21 protein-coding genes are annotated in these 24,104 nt (G+C 71.2%); 11 read left to right on the forward strand and 10 right to left on the reverse strand.

The window, feature by feature from the left end:
- The first annotated feature begins 310 nt into the window (after positions 1 to 310).
- Positions 311 to 991: a response regulator transcription factor gene (locus IG84_RS0133020; RefSeq protein ID WP_030265943.1), complete on the forward strand. Its 681-nt coding sequence runs from the start codon at positions 311 to 313 to the stop codon at positions 989 to 991.
- A gap of 40 nt (positions 992 to 1,031) precedes the next feature.
- A complete protein-coding gene (locus IG84_RS0133025; protein WP_031065598.1) occupies positions 1,032 to 2,318 on the forward strand; it encodes an ATP-binding protein in 1,287 nt (428 codons plus the stop codon).
- Positions 2,319 to 2,329: 11 nt separating this feature from the next.
- On the opposite strand, the gene IG84_RS0133030 is transcribed toward IG84_RS0133025, so the two are convergent.
- Positions 2,330 to 2,887 carry a GtrA family protein gene (locus IG84_RS0133030; protein ID WP_031065600.1) on the reverse strand — a complete coding sequence of 186 codons (558 nt, stop codon included), beginning with the start codon at positions 2,885 to 2,887 and terminating at the stop codon, positions 2,330 to 2,332.
- 101 nt (positions 2,888 to 2,988) lie between these two features.
- Positions 2,989 to 3,426: a protease inhibitor I42 family protein gene (locus tag IG84_RS0133035; RefSeq protein WP_051862742.1), complete on the reverse strand. Its 438-nt coding sequence runs from the start codon at positions 3,424 to 3,426 to the stop codon at positions 2,989 to 2,991.
- A gap of 138 nt (positions 3,427 to 3,564) precedes the next feature.
- On the opposite strand from IG84_RS0133035, the gene IG84_RS0133040 reads away from it, so the two are divergent.
- The 4 genes from IG84_RS0133040 (at position 3,565) to IG84_RS0133055 (ending at position 7,847) form a co-directional block, all read left to right on the forward strand.
- On the forward strand, positions 3,565 to 4,758 hold the full coding sequence (locus tag IG84_RS0133040) for a 5-(carboxyamino)imidazole ribonucleotide synthase (protein WP_107054013.1): 1,194 nt from the start codon (positions 3,565 to 3,567) through the stop codon (positions 4,756 to 4,758).
- A complete protein-coding gene (gene purE, locus IG84_RS0133045; RefSeq protein WP_031065609.1) occupies positions 4,755 to 5,294 on the forward strand; it encodes a 5-(carboxyamino)imidazole ribonucleotide mutase in 540 nt (179 codons plus the stop codon). Before IG84_RS0133040 ends, purE begins: the two co-directional genes overlap by 4 nt.
- The gene (locus IG84_RS0133050) at positions 5,291 to 6,469 is read left to right on the forward strand and encodes a dipeptidase (RefSeq protein ID WP_031065612.1); all 1,179 of its coding nucleotides are present in this window, start codon (positions 5,291 to 5,293) and stop codon (positions 6,467 to 6,469) included. Before purE ends, IG84_RS0133050 begins: the two co-directional genes overlap by 4 nt.
- 124 nt (positions 6,470 to 6,593) lie before the next feature.
- On the forward strand, positions 6,594 to 7,847 hold the full coding sequence (locus IG84_RS0133055; protein ID WP_078649710.1) for a dipeptidase: 1,254 nt from the start codon (positions 6,594 to 6,596) through the stop codon (positions 7,845 to 7,847).
- Positions 7,848 to 7,908: 61 nt separating this feature from the next.
- Here the strand turns inward: IG84_RS0133055 and IG84_RS0133060 are convergent, their stop codons facing one another.
- Positions 7,909 to 8,277, reverse strand: coding sequence for a VOC family protein (locus tag IG84_RS0133060; protein ID WP_030265967.1), 369 nt, complete (start codon positions 8,275 to 8,277; stop codon positions 7,909 to 7,911).
- A gap of 74 nt (positions 8,278 to 8,351) precedes the next feature.
- Here IG84_RS0133060 and IG84_RS0133065 point away from each other — a divergent pair, with 74 nt between their 5' ends.
- Positions 8,352 to 8,900, forward strand: coding sequence for a CGNR zinc finger domain-containing protein (locus tag IG84_RS0133065; protein ID WP_031065619.1), 549 nt, complete (start codon positions 8,352 to 8,354; stop codon positions 8,898 to 8,900).
- A gap of 147 nt (positions 8,901 to 9,047) precedes the next feature.
- On the opposite strand, the gene IG84_RS0133070 is transcribed toward IG84_RS0133065, so the two are convergent.
- Positions 9,048 to 10,388 (reverse strand): UDP-glucose dehydrogenase family protein, encoded by a 1,341-nt coding sequence (locus IG84_RS0133070; protein WP_031065622.1) that lies wholly within the window; start codon positions 10,386 to 10,388, stop codon positions 9,048 to 9,050.
- A 178-nt stretch (positions 10,389 to 10,566) separates the two neighbouring features.
- On the opposite strand from IG84_RS0133070, the gene IG84_RS0133075 reads away from it, so the two are divergent.
- On the forward strand, positions 10,567 to 11,739 hold the full coding sequence (locus IG84_RS0133075; protein ID WP_031065626.1) for an acyl-CoA dehydrogenase family protein: 1,173 nt from the start codon (positions 10,567 to 10,569) through the stop codon (positions 11,737 to 11,739).
- A 75-nt stretch (positions 11,740 to 11,814) separates the two neighbouring features.
- Here IG84_RS0133075 and IG84_RS0133080 read toward each other — a convergent pair whose 3' ends face one another.
- Positions 11,815 to 13,104 carry an LCP family protein gene (locus IG84_RS0133080; protein WP_031065628.1) on the reverse strand — a complete coding sequence of 430 codons (1,290 nt, stop codon included), beginning with the start codon at positions 13,102 to 13,104 and terminating at the stop codon, positions 11,815 to 11,817.
- 277 nt (positions 13,105 to 13,381) lie between these two features.
- Here IG84_RS0133080 and IG84_RS0133085 point away from each other — a divergent pair, with 277 nt between their 5' ends.
- Positions 13,382 to 13,936, forward strand: a complete 555-nt coding sequence (locus IG84_RS0133085; RefSeq protein ID WP_031065630.1) for an acyl-CoA thioesterase — start codon at positions 13,382 to 13,384, stop codon at positions 13,934 to 13,936.
- A gap of 16 nt (positions 13,937 to 13,952) precedes the next feature.
- Here IG84_RS0133085 and IG84_RS0133090 read toward each other — a convergent pair whose 3' ends face one another.
- Positions 13,953 to 15,395 carry an LCP family protein gene (locus IG84_RS0133090; RefSeq protein WP_031065633.1) on the reverse strand — a complete coding sequence of 481 codons (1,443 nt, stop codon included), beginning with the start codon at positions 15,393 to 15,395 and terminating at the stop codon, positions 13,953 to 13,955.
- Between the two features lie 140 nt (positions 15,396 to 15,535).
- On the opposite strand from IG84_RS0133090, the gene IG84_RS0133095 reads away from it, so the two are divergent.
- Positions 15,536 to 16,582: a glycosyltransferase family 2 protein gene (locus tag IG84_RS0133095; protein ID WP_031065636.1), complete on the forward strand. Its 1,047-nt coding sequence runs from the start codon at positions 15,536 to 15,538 to the stop codon at positions 16,580 to 16,582.
- A gap of 74 nt (positions 16,583 to 16,656) precedes the next feature.
- On the opposite strand, the gene IG84_RS0133100 is transcribed toward IG84_RS0133095, so the two are convergent.
- From IG84_RS0133100 to IG84_RS0133115, 4 genes are all read right to left on the reverse strand, one after another.
- Entirely contained in the window at positions 16,657 to 18,303 is a 1,647-nt protein-coding gene (locus IG84_RS0133100; protein ID WP_031065639.1) for an LCP family protein, read from the reverse strand.
- A gap of 97 nt (positions 18,304 to 18,400) precedes the next feature.
- Complete coding sequence (locus IG84_RS0133105) at positions 18,401 to 20,161, reverse strand: LCP family protein (protein ID WP_031065641.1); 1,761 nt, start codon at positions 20,159 to 20,161, stop codon at positions 18,401 to 18,403.
- A gap of 218 nt (positions 20,162 to 20,379) precedes the next feature.
- The gene (locus IG84_RS0133110; RefSeq protein ID WP_245659688.1) at positions 20,380 to 21,639 is read right to left on the reverse strand and encodes an LCP family protein; all 1,260 of its coding nucleotides are present in this window, start codon (positions 21,637 to 21,639) and stop codon (positions 20,380 to 20,382) included.
- Positions 21,640 to 21,861: 222 nt separating this feature from the next.
- On the reverse strand, positions 21,862 to 22,614 hold the full coding sequence (locus IG84_RS0133115; protein ID WP_031065645.1) for a TIGR03089 family protein: 753 nt from the start codon (positions 22,612 to 22,614) through the stop codon (positions 21,862 to 21,864).
- Positions 22,615 to 22,732: 118 nt separating this feature from the next.
- Here IG84_RS0133115 and IG84_RS0133120 point away from each other — a divergent pair, with 118 nt between their 5' ends.
- Positions 22,733 to 24,088 carry an N-acetylmuramoyl-L-alanine amidase gene (locus tag IG84_RS0133120; RefSeq protein ID WP_031065647.1) on the forward strand — a complete coding sequence of 452 codons (1,356 nt, stop codon included), beginning with the start codon at positions 22,733 to 22,735 and terminating at the stop codon, positions 24,086 to 24,088.
- Positions 24,089 to 24,104: the final 16 nt, after the last annotated feature.

A 24,104-nucleotide genomic window follows, 5' to 3' on the forward strand; every position in this document is an offset into this window, starting at 1 on the left:
GACAGGACGGCCGTACACCGGAATCCACGCCCCCGTTCATGCGCGATGGACCCGGTCTAGGAGGTCATTTGCCCGCGGGTCCGGTCGTGCCGGCCCCGCACACAACAGGGACCGTGACGCCATATGAGCGCCAAGGTCCCGGGTTGTACGACGGACGTTCCTGCCACTGTACGACGCGCGTAGCTAAGGTTGGACTCAGTGAGACAACGGTCACACCCGGCGCGGGGAACCGGGCGGGCGCTCCCACCGCCGCCGCCCGGGACCCCCGGAGGGGCATCGTGGCCGTGACCTGTCGGACTACCATCGGGCCATGACCCGTGTACTGCTCGCCGAGGACGACGCGTCCATCTCGGAGCCGCTGGCTCGCGCACTCCGCCGTGAGGGTTACGAAGTCGAGGTGCGTGAGGACGGCCCCACGGCGCTCGACGCCGGTCTGCAGGGCAACATCGACCTGCTCGTGCTCGACCTGGGCCTGCCCGGCATGGACGGCCTGGAGGTCGCCCGCCGGCTGCGCAACGAAGGCCATTCCTTCCCGATCCTGGTCCTCACGGCCCGCGCCGACGAAGTGGACACCGTGGTCGGCCTGGACGCCGGCGCCGACGACTACGTCACCAAGCCCTTCCGGCTGGCGGAGCTGCTCGCGCGGGTCCGGGCCCTGCTCCGCCGCGGTACCACCGCCGAGCCCCAGCAGCCGCCGGCCACCCACGGCGTCCGGATCGACGTGGAGTCGCACCGCGCCTGGATGGGTGAGGAGGAACTCCAGCTCACGGCAAAGGAGTTCGACCTGCTGCGGGTGCTGGTGCGGGACGCCGGCCGGGTGGTGACCCGCGATCAGCTCATGCGCGAGGTCTGGGACACCACCTGGTGGTCCTCGACGAAGACGCTCGACATGCACATCTCCTGGCTGCGGAAGAAGCTGGGCGACGACGCGGCCAATCCGCGGTACATCGCCACCGTGCGCGGGGTGGGCTTCCGCTTCGAGAAGAGCTGAAGCCTCCCCAGGAACCACCACCCCCGCCCGGGAGGGCACCGTGCGCCGCCGACTGATCAACTCCACCCTCGCCGTGGTGCTCGTCGTGATCGCCGTCTTCGGCGTCTCGCTCGTCATCGTGGAGACCCGCACCATCCAGGCGGGGGCCCAGGAGAGCGTGGGGGCGGAGGCCGTGCGCCTGGTGGGCATGGTCGAGAGCCGGCTGAGCGGCGGCGAGAAGATCACCGCCGAGGTGCTCGCCGAGCAGATCACCACCGACCGGTACGCGCTGATCGAGGTCCCGGGCCACGCCCCCGTACAGATCGGCAGCCGGCCCTCCGGCGACGTCATCGCCTCCACCGTCCACGGCGAGCAGGGCGAGACCGTCACCGTGCAGGAGCCGCGCTCCGCCGTCAGTGCCGAGATCGGTCGTACGCTGCTGATCATCCTGGCGGTCGCGGCGCTGGCCATCCTCGCCGCCGTGATCCTCGCGGTGCGGCAGGCCCGCCGGCTGACCGCCCCGCTCACCGACCTCGCCGAGACCGCCGAACGCCTCGGCTCCGGCGACCCGCGGCCCCGGCACCGCCGGTACGGCGTGCACGAGCTGGACCGGGTCGCCGACGTGCTGGACGCCTCCGCCGAGCGGATCGCGCGGATGCTGACCGCCGAGCGCCGGCTGGCCGCCGACGCCTCCCACCAGCTCCGTACGCCGCTGACCGCGCTCTCCATGCGGCTGGAGGAGATCACGCTCACCGACGACCCGGAGACGGTGAAGGAGGAGGCGACGATCGCGCTGGGGCAGGTGGACCGGCTCAGCGACGTCGTCCAGCGGCTGCTGACGAACTCCCGCGACCCGCGCTCCGGCTCCGCCGTCGCCTTCGACCTGGACGAGGTCGTCAAGCAGCAGATCGAGGAGTGGCGCCCGGCGTACCGCAGCGCGGGCCGGGCCATCGTCCGCTCGGGCAAGAAGAACCTGCGGGCGGTCGGGACGCCGGGCGCGGTCGCCCAGGTCCTCGCGACCCTGATCGAGAACTCACTGATGCACGGTGACGGCACGGTGGCGCTGCGTACGCGGGTCACCGGCAACCAGGCCGTCGTCGAGGTCACCGACGCGGGCCCCGGCGTACCGCCCGACCTGGGCTCCCGGGTCTTCGAGCGTACGGTGAGCGGCCGGAACTCCACGGGCCTGGGCCTCGCGGTCGCCAGGGACCTCGCCGAGGCGGACGGCGGCCGCCTGGAGCTGCTCCAGCAGGAGCCGCCGGTCTTCGCGCTCTTCCTCAGCCGGGAGTCCGAGCAGTACCGGCCGGACGGCGGGGACGAGCCGGAGAGTGCCACTGCCCCGCGCTGAGCCGCCCGTCCCTACGCGCGGGGGCCGCGCCGGGAGGCGCCGGCCCGCGGCTCGGCGGACGCTCCGGAGCCGCTCAGGAAGCCCTCCGCGGCCTCCACTGCCTCCGCGGCCTCCTTCGCGTCCGTGCGCTCCTTGGCCGGCAGCGCCCGGAAGACCCAGGAGCGGTAGGACCAGAAGCGGAAGAGCGTGGCGATGCCGATGCCGAGGAACTTGAAGACGTTGTTCTGCAGCGGGGTGTTCCAGCCGCACCAGTACGTCGCGGCGTAGAGGATGCCGTTCTCGATCACCAGGCCGACCGCGCTGAAGAAGACGAAGAGCGCCAGTTCCTTGGTGCGGCCGCTCTTGTCGCGGTCCCGGTACGTGAAGTAGCGGAAGCCGACGTAGTTGAAGAGGATCGCGACGACCGTCGCGACGATCCCGGCCCGCACCACGGGCAGCTCCGTGGTGTGCCGCACGAGGTTGAAGACCACGAGGTTGACCAGCACACCGGCTCCGCCCACCGCGCCGAACTTCACGATCTCGCGGCCCAGCAGCTCCAGCCGCGAACGCAGCGGGCTCGGTCCAGACATATTGGCGGTTCAGCTCCCCGTGAGGCGTCGTATCGGGCGGGCCGTGGTCGGCGGCCGGCCGCTCACTCATGCTAACCAGCGTGCTTGCGGGCCGCCGCGCGTCAGTCGGTCACGGTGATGCGGAAGGCGAGCCGCTCGCCGCCGCTGTCGGCGCGCTCGGTGCCGCACTGGAAGCAGCGGCGCAGCGCCAGCTCGGTCCGGCCGGCGCGGACGGCCTGGAACTCCAGGTAGCGGGTGCCGCCGGAGCCCGCGACCACCGGCTCGTCGGCCTCGTAGTGGCTGCCGGCCGGCTTGAGCACGTGCGGGTCGGGCGACGGGGGCGAAACGGTCCAGCGGTAGCCGGTGCTCGGGTTGTCGTCCAGCTCTATCGAGAAGCGCTCGCCGGGAGCGACGGATATGACGGTGTCCTGCGGGCCGTACACCTGCGGACCGGCGGTCAGCAGGGAGATCAGGGAGTACACCGTCACCAGTAGGGCCGCCACCGCGACCGCTATGCCGATCTTGCGGGACGGCGTCGATATGCCGTCGGTGGCGTCCATGCGTCCTCCCCCGGGTCCGCGCGTCCGGACGAGCCTATCGCCCGATGGCAGCTCGCACAGAGGTACGGAACGCCCGGTTTCAGAGGATCGTCCAAGGGGTGGCCGGGACCGGTCGGTCGGAGCGGATACCCTGAAGGCGTGACGTTTCCGGTAGTCGGCATGGTCGGTGGCGGACAGCTCGCCCGTATGACACACGAGGCAGGCATCCCCCTCGGCATCAGGTTCAAGCTCCTCAGTGACACCCCGCAGGACTCCGCGGCGCAGGTCGTCGGTGATGTCGTCATCGGCGACTACCGCGATCTGGCCACCCTGCGGGAGTTCGCGCGCGGCTGTGACGTGATCACTTTTGATCACGAGCACGTCCCCACCGAGCATCTCCGGGCCCTGGAGGCGGACGGCATCCCCGTACGCCCCGGTCCGGACGCGCTGGTGCACGCCCAGGACAAGGGTGTGATGCGCGCGAAACTGACCGAGATCGGCGCCCCGTGCCCGCGCCACCGCATCGTTTCGGACCCGGCCGATGTGGAGGCTTTCGCCGCTGAAATCAGCGGGGGCGGCGCGGAGCGCCTCGATGAGGGGCGGTGGTCGGGCGACGGGTCGGGCGGGTTTCCGGTCATCCTGAAGACCGTCCGCGGCGGCTATGACGGCAAGGGCGTCTGGTTCGTACGATCCGCCAAGGACGCCGAGGAGCCGTTCCGCGCCGGCGTGCCGGTCCTCGCCGAGGAGAAGGTCGACTTCACCCGCGAGCTGGCCGCCAACATCGTCCGCTCCCCGCACGGCCAGGCCGTCGCGTACCCGGTCGTGGAGTCCATCCAGGTCGACGGCGTCTGCGACACGGTCATCGCGCCCGCCCCCGGCCTCTCCGAGGAGCTCTCCGCGCAGGCCCAGGACCTGGCCCTGCGCATCGCCAAGGAGCTGGGCGTCGTCGGCCACCTCGCGGTCGAGCTCTTCGAGACCGCCGACGGCCGCATCCTCGTCAACGAACTGGCGATGCGCCCGCACAACTCCGGCCACTGGACCCAGGACGGCGCGATCACCTCGCAGTTCGCCAACCACGTCCGCGCGGTACTGGACCTCCCGCTGGGCGACCCGCGCCCGCGCGCCGAGTGGACCGTGATGGCCAATGTGCTCGGCGGCGACTACCCGGACATGTACAGCGCGTACCTGCACTGCATGGCCCGGGACCCGCAGCTCAAGATCCACATGTACGGCAAGGACGTGAAGCCCGGCCGTAAGGTCGGGCACGTCAACACCTACGGCGACGACCTGGCCGACGTGCGCGAGCGCGCCGCGCACGCCGCCGGCTACCTGCGAGGAACGATCACCGAATGAGCCAAAGCAGCGCTCCCGTCATCGGCATCGTCATGGGCTCCGACTCCGACTGGCCCGTCATGGAGGCCGCGGCGCAGGCCCTCGACGAGTTCGAGATCCCCTACGAGGTCGACGTCGTCTCCGCGCACCGCATGCCGCGCGAGATGGTCGCGTACGGCGAGGAGGCCGCAGGCCGCGGCCTGAAGGCGATCATCGCGGGTGCCGGGGGAGCGGCCCACCTGCCGGGCATGCTGGCCTCGGTCACCCCGCTGCCGGTCATCGGCGTGCCGGTCCCGCTGAAGTACCTCGACGGCATGGACTCGCTGCTGTCCATCGTGCAGATGCCGGCCGGCGTGCCGGTCGCCACGGTCTCGGTCGGCGGCGCCCGCAACGCCGGTCTGCTCGCCGCCCGGATGCTCGCGGCGCACGACGGCGAGCTGCAGGAGCGGATGCGCGAGTTCCAGCAGGAGCTGAACGAGCAGGCCACCGAGAAGGGCAAGCGGCTGCGGAACAAGGTCGGAGGGAACGAGGGCTTCGGCTTCGGGAGCGGCAAGTGAGCGAGGCGGCCCGCGACCTGCTCGCCCGCTGGCCCGTCGTCGACGGCCACAACGACCTGCCCTGGGCGCTGCGCGAGCAGGTCCGCTACGACCTCGGCCGGCGCGACATCGCCACCGACCAGTCCGCGCATCTGCACACCGACATCCCCCGGCTGCGCGCGGGCGGCGTCGGCGCGCAGTTCTGGTCGGTGTACGTACGCTCCGACTACGACGGCGACCGGGCGGTCAGCGCCACCCTGGAGCAGGTCGACTGCGTGGCGCAGCTCATCGACCGGTACCCGGGTGACCTGCGGCGCGCGCTCACCGCCGACGACATGGAGGCGGCCCGCGCCGAGGGGAGGATCGCGTCCCTGATGGGTGCCGAGGGCGGGCATTCGATCCACTGCTCGCTGGCCACCCTGCGCGCCCTGTACGCGCTCGGCGTCCGGTACATGACGCTGACGCACAACGACACCATCGCGTGGGCGGACTCGGCGACCGACGAGCCGCGCCACCACGGCCTCACCGCCTTCGGCGAGGAGGTCGTGCGGGAGATGAACCGGCTCGGCATGCTCGTCGACCTCAGCCATGTCTCCGCCGACACGATGCGGGACGCGCTGCGGGTCACCGAGGCGCCGGTGGTCTTCTCGCACTCCTCGGCGCGCGCCGTCTGCGACCACCCGCGCAACATCCCCGACGACGTACTGGAGCGGCTGCCCGCCAACGGCGGCGTCGCCATGGCCACGTTCGTACCGAAGTTCGTGCTGCCCGAGGCCGGGGAGTGGACCAGGCGCGCCGACGAGAACATGCGCGCGCACGGCCTGCACCACCTCGACACCACCGAGGCCGGCATGAAGGTGCAGCGCGCCTTCGAAGCCGCGCATCCGCGCCCGGTGGCCACCGCCGCCACCGTCGCCGACCACCTCGACCACATGCGTGAGGTCGCCGGCGTCGACCACATCGGCATCGGCGGCGACTACGACGGCACGGCCTTCACCCCGGACGGCCTCCGCGACGTCGCGGGCTACCCGAACCTGGTCGCGGAGCTGCTGGACCGCAAGTGGTCCGAGGCCGACCTGGCCAAGCTCACCTGGCAGAACGCGGTGCGTGTGCTGCGCGACGCGGAGGACGCGGCGCGCGGTATCCAGGAGCGCCGCGGCCCGTCGAACGCGACGATCGGTCAGCTCGACGGCTGAGAGCGGCAGTAGGGTCATCCACCGCGTGACGCGCGGGGGATGACCCGTACGCATCACCCACCGCGAAGAAGTGGATCTCCCGTGTCACCGTGGCCCTACTGCCACCGATCCAGGAGTTCCGACCATGGCCGACCTCGCCCCCGATCTGGAAGCCGCAGACCTCACCGGTGCCGCCGGGGATCTCGGCACCGCCGAGGACGCCCACTCCCCCTACGGATCAATCGGGCGCCCCGCCGAACCCCCGCTGCGCCGCGACCCGCTCTCGCGCGCGCAGGCGCTGCTCGCGGCGCACCCCGTCTTCGACGGCCACAACGCCCTGCCCTGGGCGCTGCGGCTGCACCACGGCGACGACCTGACGCCGGGTCACTACTACGACCTCGAATACGGCGAGCCCGCCGTCAGCACCGACATCCCGCGGCTCCAGCAGGGCCGCGTCGGCGCGCAGTTCTGGTCCGTGCAGGTGCCCACCGCGCTCAGCGGTGACCACGCCATCAGCGCCACGCTCGAACAGATCGACTTCGTGTACCAGCTCGTGCGCGCCTACCCCGAAGCGCTGCGTCTGGCGATGTCCGCCGACGACGTCACCGAGTGCCGCAACCGCGGCCGCATCGCCTGCCTGCTCGGCTCGGCCGGCGGCCAGATCATCGACAGCTCGCTCGGCGCGCTGCGTGCACTGCACACCCTGGGCGTGCGCTCGATGCTGCTCACGCCGGACCGCAACACCCCGTGGGCGGACGCGGCGGCCGACACCCCGTGCGCGGGCGGCCTCACCGCCTTCGGCGAGGAGGTGGTCCGGGAGATGAACCGCCTCGGGATGCTCATCGACCTCTCGTACGCCTCGACCGACACGATGCGCCACACGCTGGCCATCACCAAAGCGCCGGTCTTCCTGAACCGCTCCGCGGCCCGGAACCTGACGAACCACCGGCACAACGTGCCCGACGACGTGCTCGCGCAGCTTCCCCGCAACGGCGGGATCTGCATGGTCACCTTCGCCCCGCAGCGGGTCACCGGGCCGGTGGGCGCGGCGACCGTGGAGGACGTCGCCGACCACCTCGACCACGTACGGAACGTGGCGGGCGCGGCGCACGTCGGCCTCGGCGCCGGCTTCGACACCGATCCGGCCGAGGGGCGGCCGCAGGGGCTGGAGGACGTCTCCGGCTATCCGCGGCTGCTCGCCGAACTGATCACCCGCGGCTGGTCCTTCTCCGACCTGGCCGGGCTGACCTGGGGCAACGCCCTGCGTGCGATGCGCGGCGCCGAGTTCGCCGCGCGCGAGGCCCGGCACCGCCGCGGGCCGTCGACGGCGACCATCGACCGGCTGGACCGGGCCGACCGGCGGGACCGGATGACCCGGCTGCATTGGGCCTGGACCTGAGAGCGCTGCACGGACGAGGGGCGGGCGGGATGTTCCCGCCCGCCCCTCACCGGAGCCGTCCTCAGTGCAGGCACAGACAGAACGGGTGCCCCTCCGGGTCGAGGTAGACCCGGAAGTCGCGCTTGCCCTCGTCGTGCTGGACCAGCTTCGCGCCGAGCTCCAGCGCCTCGCGCTCGGCCTCCTCGATCCGGTCCCGCGGCACCCGGAAGTCCAGGTGGAGCTGCTGGGACCGCTCACCGCTGGGCCAGTCCGGCGGCACCAGGTCAGGCGCCGTCTGGAACGCGAGCATCCGCCCCTGGGGCCCTGCCACCTCGATCCAGTCGCCCTCCAGCTCGCCCACCTGCCAGCCGAGCAGACCGGCGTAGAACTCGGCGAGGGCCTGCGGGTCGCGGGCGTCGAGCACGACGACGCCGTACTGAGCGATGGCCATGGTGTTACCTCCTGCGACGGTGTAGCGGTAACTGCGTTACTGCATGATGGCCCTCAGCCGGTAACGTGGCAAGGGTGGCCGACCGTAGCGCGCCGCCTTCCCTGGCTCTGGTCCAGGATCTGGCGAACACCCTGGACATCGAGAGCGGGCAGGACGCGCTGGCCGCGCCCGGCGGCCTCGCCGCCTTCCTGCGCGACCACGGGTTGCCGCCGGCTCCCGCCGGGAAACGCGCACTGTCCGCCGTTCAGCGGCTGCGCGAAGCACTGCGCGCGGCCTGTCTCGCGCACACGGGGACCGACCTGGCCGAGGAGACCGAGCGCGAACTTGAGGCGCTGCTCACCGCCGCGCCGCTGACGCTCACCGTGGACGCGCGGGGCGAGGCGGCACTGTGTCCGGCGCCCGGACTCACCGGGGTCGCCGCGCTGACCGCCCGGATCGCCGCGGGCATCGCGACCGCGGCCGCGGACGGCACCTGGCCCCGCCTGAAGGCATGCGAGGCCCACGACTGCCAGTGGGTCTTCTACGACCGCAGCCCGGCGGGCCGCAGCCGCTGGTGCACGATGGCGGTCTGCGGCAGCCGCGCGAAGATGCGTACGTACCGGGCCCGGAAGGCCGAGGGCTGAGCAGGCCGGGTGAAGTCCGCTGCGGTGCGGGAGCGCCCTGAAGGGGCGCGGGGCTGTGACACCGTGCGGCTTCGCCGCGTGGGCGCGACCAGCCACGATGAGGCCGCAGACGACCGACGGCAGCTCGCGGCACTTCCGGCGGAGCGCTCAGGCGCGCGGCCGTCCCAGCGCGCGGTACGTCCAGCCGGCCTTGCGCCACAGCTCCGGGTCCAGCGCGTTGCGGCCGTCCAGGATGCGGCGGTGTGTCGAGACCTCGCCCAGCGTCGCCGGGTCCAGCTCGCGGAACTCCCGCCACTCGGTCAGGTGCAGCACGACGTCGGCGCCGCGCGCGGCGTCCAGCGCGGTCGGCGCGTACCCCAGCGTCGGGAAGACCCGGCGGGCGTTCTCCATGCCCTTGGGGTCGTACACGGTGACCTGGCCGCCCTGCAGGTGGATCTGGCCCGCGACGTTCAGCGCGGGGGAGTCCCGCACGTCGTCGGAGTCCGGCTTGAAGGTCGCGCCGAGGACGGCGACCCGCTTCCCGAGGAAGCCGCCGCCGACCGCCTCGCGCGCCAGCTCCACCATGTGGCCGCGGCGGCGCATGTTGATCGAGTCGATCTCGCGGAGGAAGGTCAGTGCCTGGTCGGCGCCCAGCTCACCGGCGCGGGCCATGAAGGCACGCAGGTCCTTGGGCAGGCAGCCGCCGCCGAAGCCGACCCCGGCACGCAGGAACTTCTTGCCGATCCGCTCGTCGTGGCCGATCGCCTCGGCCAGCTTCACCACGTCGCCGTCGGCGGCCTCGCAGATCTCGGCCATCGCGTTGATGAAGGAGATCTTGGTCGCCAGGAAGGAGTTGGCGGCCGTCTTGACCAGCTCGGCGGTCGGGTAGTCCATCACGACCCACGGCGAGCCCTCGGCCAGCGGCGTGGCGTACACCTCGCGCAGCAGCGACTCGGCGCGCTCGCTGGCCACGCCCACCACGAGCCGGTCGGGGTGCAGGGTGTCCTGTACGGCGAAGCCCTCGCGCAGGAACTCGGGGTTCCAGGCCAGCTCCGCCTCCTCGCCGGCCGGCGCCAGCTCGGCCAGCCGCTTGGCGAGCCGCGCCGCGCTGCCCACCGGCACGGTGGACTTGCCGACGACCAGCGTGGGCCGCGTGAGGTGCGGCGCGAGCGACTCGAAGGCGCTGTCGACGTAGGACATGTCACAGGCGTACTCGCCGTGCTTCTGCGGGGTGTTCACGCACACGAAGTGCACGTCGCCGAAGGCGCCGGCCTCTTCCCAGGACGTGGTGAACCGCAGCCGCCCGCTGGAGCCCGGAAGCCCGGCGACGTGCTTGCGCAGCAGCTCCTCCAGGCCCGGCTCGTAGAGCGGGACCTCGCCGCGGCCGAGCATCTCGATCTTCTCGGGCACGATGTCGAGCCCCAGCACCTCGAAGCCGAGCTCGGCCATGGCGGCGGCGTGCGTGGCGCCGAGGTAGCCGGTGCCGATCACGGTGATCTTGAGGGGCATGGACGCTCCAGGTGCGAACGAAGTCTGTTGCGGGGCCGAGCATAGCCGGGACAAGGGGTGTGGCGATCCGGTCGTTGTCGGCAACCTCACGTACCCCACAAGGTGCTCCGGCTCTAGAATTCGGGGAAACGCGACTGGTTACTTAACGGTAGTTAGCACTCAGGGGAGATGAGAGACCTTGGCGGGAAACGCCGATTTCGATCTGTACCGGCCGGCTGAGGAGCACGACATGCTCCGTGAGTCGGTGCGTGCGCTCGCCGAGGCGAAGATCGCACCGTTCGCCACGCAGGTGGACGAGGAGGCCCGCTTCCCGCAGGAGGCGCTGGACGCCCTGGTCAGCAACGACCTGCACGCCGTGCACGTACCGGAGTCCTACGGCGGTGCCGGTGCCGACGCGCTCGCCACCGTCATCGTCATCGAGGAGGTGGCCCGCGCCTGCGCGTCCTCCTCCCTGATTCCCGCCGTGAACAAGCTGGGCTCGCTGCCGGTGATCCTCTCCGGCTCCGAGGAGCTGAAGAAGAAGTACCTGGGCCCGCTGGCCACGGGCGACGCGATGTTCTCCTACTGCCTCTCCGAGCCGGACGCCGGTTCGGACGCGGCCGGCATGAAGACCAAGGCCGTCCGCGACGGTGACCACTACATCCTCAACGGCGTGAAGCGCTGGATCACCAACGCGGGCGTCTCCGAGTACTACACGGTGATGGCGGTCACCGACCCGGAGAAGCGCTCCAAGGGCATCTCCGCCTTCGTGGTGGAGAAGGGCGACGAGGGCGTTTCCTTCGGCGCCCCGGAGAAGAAGCTCGGCATCAAGGGCTCGCCGACCCGCGAGGTCTACCTCGACAACGTGCGCATCCCCGCCGACCGCATGATCGGCGCCGAGGGCACCGGCTTCGCCACCGCGATGAAGACCCTGGACCACACCCGCATCACCATCGCGGCCCAGGCGCTCGGCATCGCGCAGGGCGCGCTGGACTACGCCAAGGGCTATGTCCAGGAGCGGAAGCAGTTCGGCAAGCCGATCGGCGACTTCCAGGGCGTGCAGTTCATGCTCGCCGACATGGCCATGAAGCTGGAGGCGGCCCGCCAGCTCACCTACGCGGCCGCCGCCAAGTCCGAGCGGATCTCCGCCGGCGGCAAGGCCGAGGACCTCACCTTCTTCGGCGCCGCCGCCAAGTGCTACGCCTCCGACGCGGCCATGGAGATCACCACCGACGCCGTCCAGCTCCTCGGCGGCTACGGCTACACCCGTGACTACCCGCTGGAGCGCATGATGCGCGACGCGAAGATCACCCAGATCTACGAGGGCACCAACCAGGTCCAGCGCATCGTCATGGCCCGCAACCTGCCGTAACGGCGCGGCACAGGGCAGACGAGAAGGCCCCGGCTCCTGGGAGGGAGCCGGGGCCTTCTCGCGATCAGGAGCGGGTCACTGGTCCGCGGTGACCGTGACCGGGTCGTCGTTCTTCAGCTCGCCGACGAGCTGCTTGACCTTCGGCATGTCCCACTGGAGGTTGCCGCCGACGCTGCCGGAGACCGGCATGTTCATGGACTTGCCCTCGCCGCCCTTGCCGGTGACGTCCTTCAGTGCGAAGAACATCTTGCCGAGCGAGTAGGGGCCCATGTCCTTGTCGACGATCAGGGTGTCCAGGCCCGCGCCCATGGCCGGGTAGAGCGCGAAGGGGTTCAGGATCGTGCTCGGCGAGGCCACCTGGTGGGCCAGCGTCGAGAGGAACTTCTGCTGGTTCTTCGTGCGGTCCAGGTCGCTGCCGGCGAAGGCGTGCCGGGTACGGACGTACGCCAGGGCCTGCTGGCCGTTCAGGGTCTGCTCGCCGGCCTCGAAGTTGGCGCCCGACCACTTGTCCTTGAAGCCCTTGTCGAGCTTCATGTCGACGCCGCCGATGGCGTCCACGATGTTCGCGAAGCCGGCGAAGCCGATCTCGGCGTAGTGGTCGATGTGCAGCCCGGTGTTGTACTCCACGGTGCGCACCAGGAGCTGGGGGCCGTCGATGGAGTACGCGGCGTTGAGCTTGTTGGCGCCCATCGCGGGCTGCATCTTGCCGGACTCGGAGCCGCGGAACTGCGGGATCGTGATGTTGGAGTCGCGCGGCAGGGAGATCAGCGTCGGGCCGTTGGACCCGGTGTGCAGGATCATCATCGAGTCGGTGCGCTTGCCGTCGGCGGAGCCCGTGTGCAGGTCCTTCTTCTGCTGGTCGGACATCCCCTCGCGGCTGTCGGAGCCGACGATCAGGTAGTTGGTGCCGTCGCCCTCCTCGGGGCGGTCGATCACCTTGCTGAGGTCGACCTCCTTGCGCATCTTGGAGTCGGCCCAGAAGTACGTGCCGACCGACACGACGAGCAGCACCACGACGAGCGTGAGCACGATCCGCTTGATGCGGCGGCCCCAGTGGGGGCGCGGGCGGTAGCCGTCGTCGCCGTAACCGCCGCCGCCACCGTGGCCGCCGCCGTAGACCTGGCCGGTGTTGTACCCGTCGTCGTAGCGGCCGCCGCCGTGACCGCCGTCGTGGCCCGGCTGCGGCGGGACGCCCTGGCGGCGCGGCGACATGCCGGGCGGCAGCGGCGGCTCGTTGTAGCCGGCGGTGGGCTCCCGGCGCACCTGTCGCATGGCGCGCGCGCCCTCCGGCTGGGCGCTGCTGCTGCCGCGTCCGTACCGGTTCCTGTCGTCGTCACGGGGGAGCCCGTCGCGCCACTCGTTCATGGAGCAAAGTGTGCCTGCCGGTACACCCCGCCATACAGGGCGGGGACGGGATCGGACCGTGGCTGTTGCAGAGCTGATGCAAAACGACGCGGCATAAAGGGGAGGGTGCGACGTTTGGGCCGCGTGGGGCAGGAAGCGAAAATTCGGGACGCGTGGGGCGTATGTTTGCCCGCGATTGCACTTGTAATGGGGCGAAAGGGGAGTAAAGCGGACCGGCTGGTGGGCTCCGTGACCGTCTCGGGCAGAAGGCGTCCGGCGGGGTGCATAGGGTGGACGTATGACCGACCTCGTCACCGACGGACCGGAGGGCAGCCTTCCGGGCAAGCCCACCTCCGTCTCGCGTACGACGCTCAGCCACATCATGGACGCGAGCCACACCAATCTGCTCGGCACCGTCCACGGCGGCGTGATCATGAAGCTGGTGGACGACGCGGCGGGCGCGGTGGCCGGCCGGCACTCCGGCGGCCCCGCCGTCACCGCTTCCATGGACGAGATGGCGTTCCTGGAGCCGGTCAGGGTCGGCGACCTCGTCCATGTGAAGGCGCAGGTCAACTGGACCGGCCGGTCCTCCATGGAGGTCGGCGTACGCGTACTGGCCGAGCGCTGGAACGAGTCCACCCCCGCCCAGCAGGTCGGCTCCGCCTATCTGGTCTTCGCCGCCGTCGACGAGAACGGCAAGCCGCGCCGGGTCCCACCGGTGATCCCCGAGACCGAGCGCGACAAGCGGCGGTACCAGGAGGCGCAGATCCGCCGCACGCACCGGCTGGCCCGGCGCCGCGCCATCATGGAACTGCGCGAGCGCCGCGTCGCCGAAGGCGTCGACGAGGGCTGAGCCGCAGCCCCGGGGGCTACCGGCACTCCTCCTCGTCCCCCGTGACCGCCGGCACGTCGCCGGAGTCGGGCGCGGGGACCTCGGCGCGCACCTTGTGGACGCCCTTGTGGTCGGGACCGAGGGTGACCCGGAGCACGGGGCCCTGGCCCTGTACCGGGCGCAGCTCCGCCCCGGGCAGCGCGGCGGCCAGCGTCCGTACCGAGCGGTTCCAGCGCGGGTCGTAGCTGATCACGGTGCGGTCGGCGGGGGCCGGGGCGTTGCGGGGCGTGCCGGTGGTCGCGAAGCCGGTCGCGCGCAGCGCCTTGTCGGCCCGCGCCGCGTGGCCGCGGGTACGGGTGCCGTTGTCGACCTGCACCCGGATCTCGTCCGGCGGCACGTCCACCACGGTCGCGCGCTCCTTGCGCTTCTTGTGCACGGCCAGCGGGCGGTCGGCGCGGACGGCCGCGAAGAGCTTCTCCGCGCGCTCCTCGTCCCACTTCACCGTCGACCCGATGTTCGGCACCGAGTAGCTGATGTCGCTGACGGGGACGGAGGCGAACTCCGAGGAGGAGGGCTTGAAGCCGCGCAGCGCCTGCCCGAGTGCGACCATCTCGCGCGTCCCGAAGCCCGCGTCGGCACGCAGCGAGTCCAGCAGGGTCGAGGTGATCCGCTTGAAGGTGACGGGGTTCACCAGCGCGTCCGAGTCGGTGATCTTGTGCAGGAGGGCGACCAGGAAGCGCTGCTGGCGCTGCATGCGGCCCAGGTCGGAGCCGCCGTCGAGGTGCCGGGCGCGGACGTACTGGAGCGCCTGTCCGCCGTTCAGCTCGCTGGCCCCCTTGGGCAGGTCCAGCCCGGAGTAGCGGTCCCGCAGCGGCCGGGTGGTGCACACCCGTACGCCGCCGACCGCGTCCACGGTCTTCATGAAGCTGGTGAAGTCGACCTCCAGGTAGTGGTCGATGTGCACGCCCGTCATGTGCTCGACCGTGCGGACGGTGAGATTGGGGCCGCCCTCCGCGTACGCCGCGTTCAGCTTGATCGGGTGCGCCGGTGTGGTCCGCCCGGTCTTCTCGTCCTTGCGCGCGGGCGCCTCGACGAAGGAGTCGCGGGGGAGGCTGATCACGCTCGCCCGGTCCCGGGCCGCCGAGAGGTGGACGAGCATGACCGTGTCGGTGCAGTGACAGGGCGCGCCGCCGAGGTGGTACCGCTTCTTCTCCGCCGCCGACAGCCGGTCCCGGCCGTCGGTGCCCGCGACCAGGAAGTTCATCCCGTCCCCGGAGCCGGCCCTGGGCCGCTTGCCCATGTCCTTGAAGGCGTCCACCCGGGAGATGCCCTCGTTGACCCCGGTCACCATCGCGTGGCCGACGCCGCTCGCGGCCAGCAGGACGACGGAGACCCCGGCGGTCGCCCGCACGATCCACCGCGCCCGCCGGCGCCGCCTGCCGGGTGCGGGGAGGGGGAGGGTGCGGGGCGGCTCGGGCATGGAGGGCACCTCCTCAAAAACGGGGAAAGATGACAGTACGTCCGTATGATCGGCTGACTGTCATCACACGCCGCACCGGTCCACCGCGCCACTCGGCTGCCGTCGGCCCCGTACGCCCGTTCGCGGTAACGTGAACTCTGATGAACGCGACCCACGCCACGCCGAGCCGGCACCCCGCAGTCTCCGTGATCATGCCGGTGCTCAATGAGGAACGTCATCTGCGCGACTCCGTGCGCCACATCCTGGAGCAGGAGTACGACGGCGAGATGGAGGTGGTGATCGCGCTCGGGCCGTCCACGGACCGCACCGACGAGATCGCCGCCGAGCTGGTACGGGAGGACCCCCGGGTCCACACCGTGCCCAACCCGACCGGGCGTACGCCCGCTGCGCTGAATGCCGCGATCGAGGCGTCCCGGCACCCCATCGTGGTGCGGGTGGACGGCCACGGCATGCTGTCGCGCAACTACATCGCGACGGCCGTGCGCCTCCTGGAGGAGACCGGCGCGCAGAACGTCGGCGGCATCATGAACGCCGAGGGCGAGACTCCCTGGGAGGAGGCCGTCGCGGCCGCCATGACCTCGAAGATCGGGGTGGGCAACGCGGCCTTCCACACCGGCGGCCAAGCGGGCCCGGCCGAGACCGTCTTCCTGGGTGTCTTCCGGCGCGAGGCGCTGGAGCAGCAGGGCGGGTACAACATCGAGTTCATCCGAGCGCAGGACTGGGAGCTGAACTTCCGCATCCGCGAGGCGGGCGGGCTGATCTGGTTCTCGCCCGAGCTGAAGGTGCAGTACCGGCCGCGGCCGAGCGTGAAGGCGCTGGCCAAGCAGTACAAGGACTACGGCAAGTGGCGGCACGTCGTCGCGCGCTACCACTCCGGCTCGATCAACGCCCGTTACCTGGCCCCGCCGACCGCGCTGTGCCTGTTCGCCGCCGGCGCCGTCGTCGGCGCGGCCGTGACGCCCTGGGGCTTCGTCGTCCCCGGCGCCTACCTCGCGGCCATCCTGGCGGGCTCCGTCCCGGCCGGGAAGGGCCTCTCCCTCAAGGCTCGCGCGCAGATCCCCGTCGCGCTGGCGACCATGCACTTCTCGTGGGGCTGGGGCTTCCTGACCAGCCCGCGCTCGCTGGCCAGGAAGGTCATCGCCAGCCGCCGCCCGGCGGTGATGAAGGCCCCGGCGGAGACCGCCTAGCGGCCCCTGTGCAGTACAGCGCGGCGCCCGTGTCCCTGAGGGACACGGGCGCCGCGCCGTTTACCGGCCCGTGCTCACCAGGTGTAGTCCGGATTCACCTTCATGCACGCCTTCTTGTCCTCGCCGTTGAGGGTGTCCGCGCTCTGCGGGGCCTTGTCCGCCTGCTGCTTCCCGCCGGCCGTCTCCGGATACGCGGTACCGGTGCGCCAGTCGTTGCCGACGACCAGCCGGATGCCCTGCGCCGAACTGGACTCCTTCACCGCGCTCTTGGGCAGCCCGAGCGCCTTGGCGACGGCCAGCGCGTCACCCTCGGCGTCCTTGCCCCCGTACGTGATCGTGGTATCGGCCTGGGCGATGAGCGTGGCGTCGGTGCCCGCCGCCGCGTAGCCGAGCGTGGCGAGCCGCGCCTGGATGGCGCTCGCGCGGCCGACCACCGGACCCTGGATCGCGCCGTTGGTGCCGTTCTGCACGGTGACCTGGAGCTGTTCCTTGGGCGTGGTGGGCTTCGGGTCGGCCGAGGGCTTCTTCTTTTTGGCGTCCTTGCCGTCCAGCGCGGTGTCGTTGCGCAGCATCGCGAAGACCTGCTCGGCATCGCCCGGCTTCGGCATCACATAGGACTCGCCGGGGCCGTAGGACCACGGCATGGTCGCCATGGTGACGCGCTTGACCGGTACCCGGTTGAGGTCGCCGCCGAGGTCGTACAGCTTCTTCACGCTGCCGAGGCCCTCGTCCACGGTCAGCGCCTTGGTGGCGGCCTCCGCGAGCGCCTGGAGCTTGCCCGGGTCGGTGAGCTTGGTGCCCGCCTTGAGCTGACGGATCATCGAGTTCATGTACATGTGCTGGGCCTTGGCCCGGCCGATGTCGGTGTTGTCCTCGAAGCCGTAGCGGGTGCGCAGCCACTGGAGCGCCTGGACGCCCTTGATGTTGTGCTCGCCCTCGGTCAGCTTCAGCCCGCTGCCGTGGCCCTTGCTGTCGTGCGAGTAGATGTTGCTGTCCACGCAGACCGGGACGCCGCCCACGGCGTCGGCCATCTGCACCACGCCCGCGAAGTCGATCATCATGAAGTGATCGATGTAGATGCCGGTGAGCTCTTTCCAGGTGGCGACCGTGCAGCCCGGGCCGCCGTGCTGCAGCGACTGGTTGATGGGCGCGGTGGTCTGCGCGTACTTCTCGCCGGTCTTGGCATCGGTGCACTCGGGGATGGTCACGCGGGTGTCGCGCGGTATCGAGAGCACCGACATGCTGGAGCGGTCGGCGGAGACGTGCAGCAGCATCTGCACGTCCGCCAGCGGCTTGCGGCCCACGTCCGCCTTGGCGCCGCCGAGCTCGACGTTCGCCTTGCTGTTCCGGCTGTCCGAGCCGAGCAGCAGGATGTTCATCGGGGTCTGGCCGAAGGCGTTGGGCTCGGGCTTCTTCAGCCCGCCGTCGCCGAGGTCCAGGATGCCCTTGCGGAGATTGCCGTTGAGGTGCTCGTAGTAGAGGTATCCGGCGCCCGCCGTGCCGAGGACGAGGAGCGCGGCGATGCCGGCGGTCCAGCGCAGGACCCGGCGGCCTCTTCGGCGCCTCCGCCGGCCGTGCCCGCCGGAATCCGCGGGGACGGCCGCGCCGCCGTCCCCGCCCCCGTCGCTGCGGCCTTCGTACAGGCTGTCGTCCCAGCCCAACTCCTGGGCGTCGGGCTGGTGTCGACGTGATCGGTCGCCACGCACACTGCTCTGCCGCATCGGCTGCCCCTCCCCGTTTCCTTCATCCGGTGGTGCGCTCGGCGGCCTGGCAGGGCGGCCGGTCGTTCTTCACTTGGTGTGCTGGTCCCGCGCGGTCCTACTTGGCGCAGACGTTCTTGTCGTCGGCGTTGACGTTCTGGACCCCGTCGGGCGCCTTGTCGGGCGCCGCTATCGGCTCCCCGGCGCCGGTGAAGTCCTTGCCGAGGATGAGCTTCATCGGCACCTTGGGCCCGGCGTCGCCGCTCGTCTGCTTCATCGCGGACTTGGGCAGGCCCATCCATTCGGCCAGGGTGGCGGCCTGGCCCGCCTGGTTGGGTGCGTACTCCAGGCGCGTCGTGTCCAGCGTCGTCGCGGCGTTGCCGGCATTCGTGGTCAGCGGCGCACCCTTGTCGTTCTGCAGCCAGTCGACGGTCTCCTGGGCGGCGCCCAGCGGGCCGCCACCGTTGGAGATGTCGACCCGGACCTCGGCGGCGGGCGCCTTGGTGACCGGCTTGGCCTTCTTCTTGCTCTTTTCCTTCTTTGTCTTGGTTAGCGAATGATCGGCCTGGACCATCTTGAAGAGCGGCTCGGCCTTGGCCTTGTCCAATATGACTGTCGCGGGGTCGTCAGGGTTGTCCAGAACCGGCACGGTCGCGAAGGTGACGTTCTTGACGTCCACCCGGCTGAGGTCCTTGGCCAGGTCCATCAGCTTGCTCGCGCTGCCGATGCCGGTGTCGACGGTGAGCGCCTTGGTCGCCGCGTTGCTCAGGCTCCACAGCTTGCTGGGGTTGCTGAGCGTGCCGCCGGACTTCATCTTGCGGATCATCGAGCTGAGGAACTGCTGCTGCAGCTCGATCCGGCTCAGGTCACTGCCGAAGCCGACGGTGTGCCGGGTCCGTACGAACGCCAGCGCCTGCTCGCCCTTGACGATGTGCCGGCCGGCCTTGAGGCGCAGATGCGACTTGGGGTCGTCGATGTCCTTGCCGGCGCACACCTCGACGCCGCCCACCGCGGTGGACAGCTCCTTGACGGCGTTGAAGTCCGCCATCATGAAGTGATTGATCTTCAGCCCGGTCAGCTTCTCGACGGTCCGCCAGGTGCAGCCCGGGTCCCGGTCCTCCTGGCCGAGGCTGGTGTTGAAGCGCACCCCGGTCTCGCCCGGGATGGTCTTCTTGGTCCCGTCCTTCATCGTGGTCGGGCAGTCCGGGATGTCGGTGACCATGTCGCGCGGGATGCTGAGCGCGGTGGCGTTGGTGCGGTCCGCGGAGACGTGCATGAGGATCGTGGTGTCGGCGTGGCCGACGCTGCCCATGTCGCCGTAGCCCTCGTTGCCCTTCCCCTCGCGGGCGTCCGTCCCGATGATCAGGATGTTGACCGGGCCCTCGGTGACCGCGTCGTTGTTGATGCCGACGTCGACCTTGGAGATGTTGCCGTCCAGGTGCTGGTACATGAAGTACGCGCCGGTGCAGCCGGCGACCAGCACGAAGCCCATCACGCCCGCGCCCCAGTACAGCGCCTTCTTCTTTTTCGACGCCTTCGGCTTGGGCTTGCGCCGGCCGGTGCTCGCGGCGGGCGCCGCCGCCGCTGCCGAGCGGTGTCCCGCGCGGCCGCCGGCCCGGCGGTTGCGCTGGGCGGGCAGCTCGCGGGTCGGTGTGTCACGGTCGGAGTCCACCGACCGGCCGCGCTCCTGGAGCCGCCGGTCTCGCCGGCTGCTCCCCGGGGCGGTCGCGGAGGGGGCGGCGGCTCTCCGTCCTGCCTGCCTGGGGGCTGACTTTGAGCCAGCATCCAGTCGCAGTTCGTAGTTGCCGGTGTTCGGGTCGAACACCCACTGATCGGCGGGATCCATGTCCCCCGCCTGCCCACGGCCTTGCGCGTCCACGGTGCTGTGAGTCCTCCGTCGGTGCCACGCGGCGCCTGCCCCCTCTAGGCGCTCGGTCGGTCGGATTGCAGTGCGCGGTCAGCCAGTCGTGCGGACCGGATCGCTCACACTATCCGCCCAGTTCAGCGTCAAGCGACGCCCGTGACAAATTCCACGTCCCTACAACTGGGCAATCCACCCGATACTTTCGTGCCCTTGATGCACCCTTTGCGTAGCCTTTATTGGCAGATGCCCCGATCTGCTGTGGTTCCCCGGAAGGTGGTCGAGGGCCCCGGCGTGGCCGATTCATGATGGCCGGGCTTGTCAGCTTCGTCCCGGCTGTTCGAATGGCTCTCTCCGCGGGCATCTGTCTGCCCGGTATGCGGGTCCTTGGCCGGGTCGTCGTATTCGGTGGTGTCCGTCCGTTCCACCGGTGCCGGGCGGACCGGGACCGGGCGGTCGGCACGCAGCCGGGCGAAGAGCCGGCCGGCGTCCGGCTGCACCAGTTCGTCGCGGTTCGCGTTGTACGCGTACGCCTGCCGCGGAACGGTCAGGAAGCGGATCTTGTCGGTGGGGATGCCGCGGACGCTGCGCACCAGATTGAACAGGCCCTTCAGGGACGCAAGCCCCTCGTCTGTGGTGAGGGAGCTCGTCGCGGCGTCCAGGAGCGGGTACAGGCGCGTGGGATTGAGCAGTACGCCGTTGCCCTGCACCTTCTTCACCAGCGCCGCCAGGAACTGCTGCTGGCGCTCCATCCGCTGGGTGTCGCTGCCGTTGCCCAGCGACTTGCGGGTCCGTACGTAGCCCAGCGCCTGCTCGCCCCGGAGCAGATGGCGCCCGGCCGCCAGATTCAGGTGCGCGTCCTGGTCGGCGACGGCCTGCGGCAGGCAGACCTCCACGCCGTCCACCGCGTCCACCATCTTCTTGAAGCCGGTGAAGTCCAGGATCATGTGGTGATCGATGCGGATGCCGGTCATCCGCTCGACGGTGCGGATCGTGCAGGCCGGCCCCGCCGCCTCGAAGGCGTAGTTGAACTGGGTGAACAGGGGCGTGGTGCGGCTGCCGTCCTGCTTGGTGCAGCGCGGCACCCGCGCCATCAGGTCACGCGGGATGCTGACCGCCGTCGCGCTCTTCCGGTCCGCCGCCAGGTGCAGCAGGATCGTGGTGTCCGAACGCTGGGTGCCGTCGTCGGCGCCGTACTGCCGATTGCCGCCGCCGCGGTTGTCCGAGCCGATCAGCAGGATGTTCTGCACGTTCGTCGCCGAGGCGGGCGGCCGCTCCGCTTCGTACTCGCGAAGCTGGGCCGCGGTGCCGGAGTCGGCCGTGATGTTCCCGTTGAGCCTGTCGTACGCCAGCCAGCCGACGGCCGCTGTGCCCAGCACGGCGGCGCCGCCGCCCAGCGCGGTCCAGCGCAGCCACCGCCGCCGTGGCCGGCCGTGGCCGTCCGCCGGCTCGTTGCAGCGCTGCAGTTCCTCGGGGATCTCCGGCCTGTCGTCCACGGCTGCGTCCACCCCTCGTGCGTCGGCCGCACGGGATGCGGCCGTCTCACTCGGTGCCGCGGTCCGGGCGGCGTGCCCGGGCCCCGGTACTCAGGCAGACGGCCGAGTCCCGCGCAGGGTTGTACCTCCCCACGATCATTGACCGCGCCGAACGGATCGGCTCCTGCAGAGGGCGGCGACTGGGCCGGTCGGGCGACGGACGCGAACTGCCTGGCAGCGGGCTCAGGGCGCGGCGGGCGCCGTGACCGTGATCTGCTCGGCCTCCTTGCGCCTGGCCAGTCCGTCCTCGTCGAGCCGGTCGGAGTTGCGGCACAGGACGACCGAGCCGCCGGTCGCCAGCGGTGCGTACAGCCCGTACGCCAGCCCGTCCCACGTGCCGTACGGCAGGGTGGAGAGCACCCGCTGCCGCTCGGGCAGCTTCGCCAGCTCCACGGCCGCCGCGCCGATCTCCGCGCCGGTGAACTCGCGGCCGTCCACGGCGAGCGCGGGCGCGTGCGGATCGACCGGCACGTACGGCGCGAAGCGGTCGCCCTGGCCGGGCACCTCGGCGGCGTAGTCGGCGAAGCCGGCCGGGGGCTCGGGGAAGCGGCCGCCCAGCGGGCGCAGCGCGAGCGCCACCCGCTCCCCGGAACAGGCGCGCGCCGCCTCCAGGGTGTCCGGGCCGCTGACGACGAGGTCCGCGGCCGCGGGGTCGCCGCCCACGTCCGCGACCACTCCGACGGACGAGCAGGCCACCAGCCAGACGGCGGTCTGCCAGTGCGCCGGCAGCAGCAGCGCGAGCCGGTCGCCCGGCTCGGCGGACAGCTCGTCCTGGAGGTAGTTGGCGGTCTTTGCCACCCAATTGGCGAAGGTGGCGACGGACAGTTCGACGCGCTCGCCGGTGGCGTCGTCGTAGAAGGTCACGAGCGGCCGCGCAGGGTCCGAGGACAGCGCGGATCCCAGCAGGTCGGCGGGGGTTCGGTCGGTGGCGTTCATCGCCGTCAGCCTACGCGGGCCGCCCGCCGCCGTACGGCGTACCCAAAGCTCCCGCCGCGCCGATGAGGCGTCAGATGCCAAATGGCGGATTTGCCCTACTAAGTACATGATCGCTGCCATGCGTGCCTTCGTTGCCACTTCGCTCGGCGCCGCGACCTTCGCGGCCCTCGTCGTACCGCTTGCGCTGCCGGCCGGAGCGAACCCCGCCCCGGCCCGGACAGCCACCGCTCCCGGGCCCGCCTCGGCGGACGTTCCCGGCAGCACCCAGTCCCTGCCGCTCGTCCGGCTCGGCGACCGCGACCGCGCCCTGCCCGGCGGTCACTCGGGCCGGGCCGCCAAGGCCGCGCCCCTGGGGATGCCCGTCAAGGACGTACGGCCCTTCTCGCTCGTCGGCGTCGTGTGGAACGACGCCAAGGCCGAACTGCACGGCCAGCCGCAGGTCCGCACCCGCGCCACCGGCAGCCACAAGTGGGGTGCCTGGCAGGACGTGCAGACGCACTACGACGACGCACCCGACCTGGACGCGGCCGAGCGCCGCGGCGACAAGCCGCGCGGCGGCACGGCCCCGCTGTGGGTGGGCGACTCCGACGCCGTGCAGATGCGGATCGCTCCGGAGCAGGGCCGGCAGGCCGTGACCGAACTACCCGACGGGATGCGCCTGGAGCTGGTCGACCCCGGCCGCCCCGCCAAGCCGCGCGATCCCGCGCCACAGGCCGCCGGTCAGGAGGCGGCGGACAGCGCGGACGTCAATGCCGGGCTCGCGCCCCCCGGAGCCACCACCATCCCGGCGGCGCCCGCGAACGCGCTGCAGGCCGACCTGGCGGCGGCCGGCGAGGAGGAGCGCGGCCAGGCGCCCGCGGCGCAGCCGCGGATCGGGCCGCGGCCGCAGATCATCACCCGGATCGGCTGGGGCGCCGACGAGCAGCTCCGGGAGCCGAAGCTCGGGTACACCAAGACCGTCAAGGCGGCCTTCGTGCACCACAGCGCCACCGGCAACGGCTACAGCTGCAACCAGTCCGGGGCGATCGTCCGCGGGATCTACCGGTACCACGTCAAGAGCAACCACTGGCGGGACCTCGGGTACAACTTCCTGATCGACAAGTGCGGCGCGGTCTTCGAGGGCCGGGCCGGCGGCGTCGCCCGACCCGTCATGGGCGCCCACACCCTCGGCTTCAACAACGACACCACCGGCATCGCCGTCATCGGCACCTTCGACAAGGCCAAGCCGCCGGCCCCCGCGCTCGCCGCGCTCGGCAAGCTCACGGCCTGGAAGCTGGGGCTGCACGGCCGCGATCCGAACGGCAAAGCCACTCTGACCTCGGCGGGCAACAACCGTTACAAGAAGGGAACCAAAGTCCGGCTGAATGTCATCTCCGGACACAGGGACGGATATGTGACGAGCTGCCCCGGGGCCGCGCTGTACGGCACACTCGGCTCGGCGCGCACCGCCTCCGCCCGCTTCCAGGGACGCTGAGGGTCCGGGGTCGGCG

This window comes from Streptomyces ochraceiscleroticus, from assembly GCF_000720485.1.
GTDB classification, from domain to species: Bacteria; Actinomycetota; Actinomycetes; order Streptomycetales; family Streptomycetaceae; genus Streptomyces; species Streptomyces ochraceiscleroticus.

Bases quoted from the DNA above. Each gene is read 5' to 3' on its own strand.
- IG84_RS0133085 (WP_031065630.1), top strand. From the start codon at position 13,382: ATGACCGACCTCGTCACCGACGGACCGGAGGGCAGCCTTCCGGGCAAG.
- IG84_RS0133120 (WP_031065647.1), top strand. From the start codon at position 22,733: ATGCGTGCCTTCGTTGCCACTTCGCTCGGCGCCGCGACCTTCGCGGCC.
- IG84_RS0133115 (WP_031065645.1), bottom strand. From the start codon at position 22,614: ATGAACGCCACCGACCGAACCCCCGCCGACCTGCTGGGATCCGCGCTG.
- IG84_RS0133030 (WP_031065600.1), bottom strand. From the start codon at position 2,887: ATGTCTGGACCGAGCCCGCTGCGTTCGCGGCTGGAGCTGCTGGGCCGC.
- IG84_RS0133020 (WP_030265943.1), top strand. From the start codon at position 311: ATGACCCGTGTACTGCTCGCCGAGGACGACGCGTCCATCTCGGAGCCG.
- IG84_RS0133060 (WP_030265967.1), bottom strand. From the start codon at position 8,277: ATGGCCATCGCTCAGTACGGCGTCGTCGTGCTCGACGCCCGCGACCCG.
- IG84_RS0133055 (WP_078649710.1), top strand. From the start codon at position 6,594: ATGGCCGACCTCGCCCCCGATCTGGAAGCCGCAGACCTCACCGGTGCC.
- IG84_RS0133095 (WP_031065636.1), top strand. From the start codon at position 15,536: ATGAACGCGACCCACGCCACGCCGAGCCGGCACCCCGCAGTCTCCGTG.
- IG84_RS0133070 (WP_031065622.1), bottom strand. From the start codon at position 10,388: ATGCCCCTCAAGATCACCGTGATCGGCACCGGCTACCTCGGCGCCACG.
- IG84_RS0133080 (WP_031065628.1), bottom strand. From the start codon at position 13,104: ATGAACGAGTGGCGCGACGGGCTCCCCCGTGACGACGACAGGAACCGG.
- IG84_RS0133090 (WP_031065633.1), bottom strand. From the start codon at position 15,395: ATGCCCGAGCCGCCCCGCACCCTCCCCCTCCCCGCACCCGGCAGGCGG.
- purE (WP_031065609.1), top strand. From the start codon at position 4,755: ATGAGCCAAAGCAGCGCTCCCGTCATCGGCATCGTCATGGGCTCCGAC.
- IG84_RS0133035 (WP_051862742.1), bottom strand. From the start codon at position 3,426: ATGGACGCCACCGACGGCATATCGACGCCGTCCCGCAAGATCGGCATA.
- IG84_RS0133100 (WP_031065639.1), bottom strand. From the start codon at position 18,303: ATGCGGCAGAGCAGTGTGCGTGGCGACCGATCACGTCGACACCAGCCC.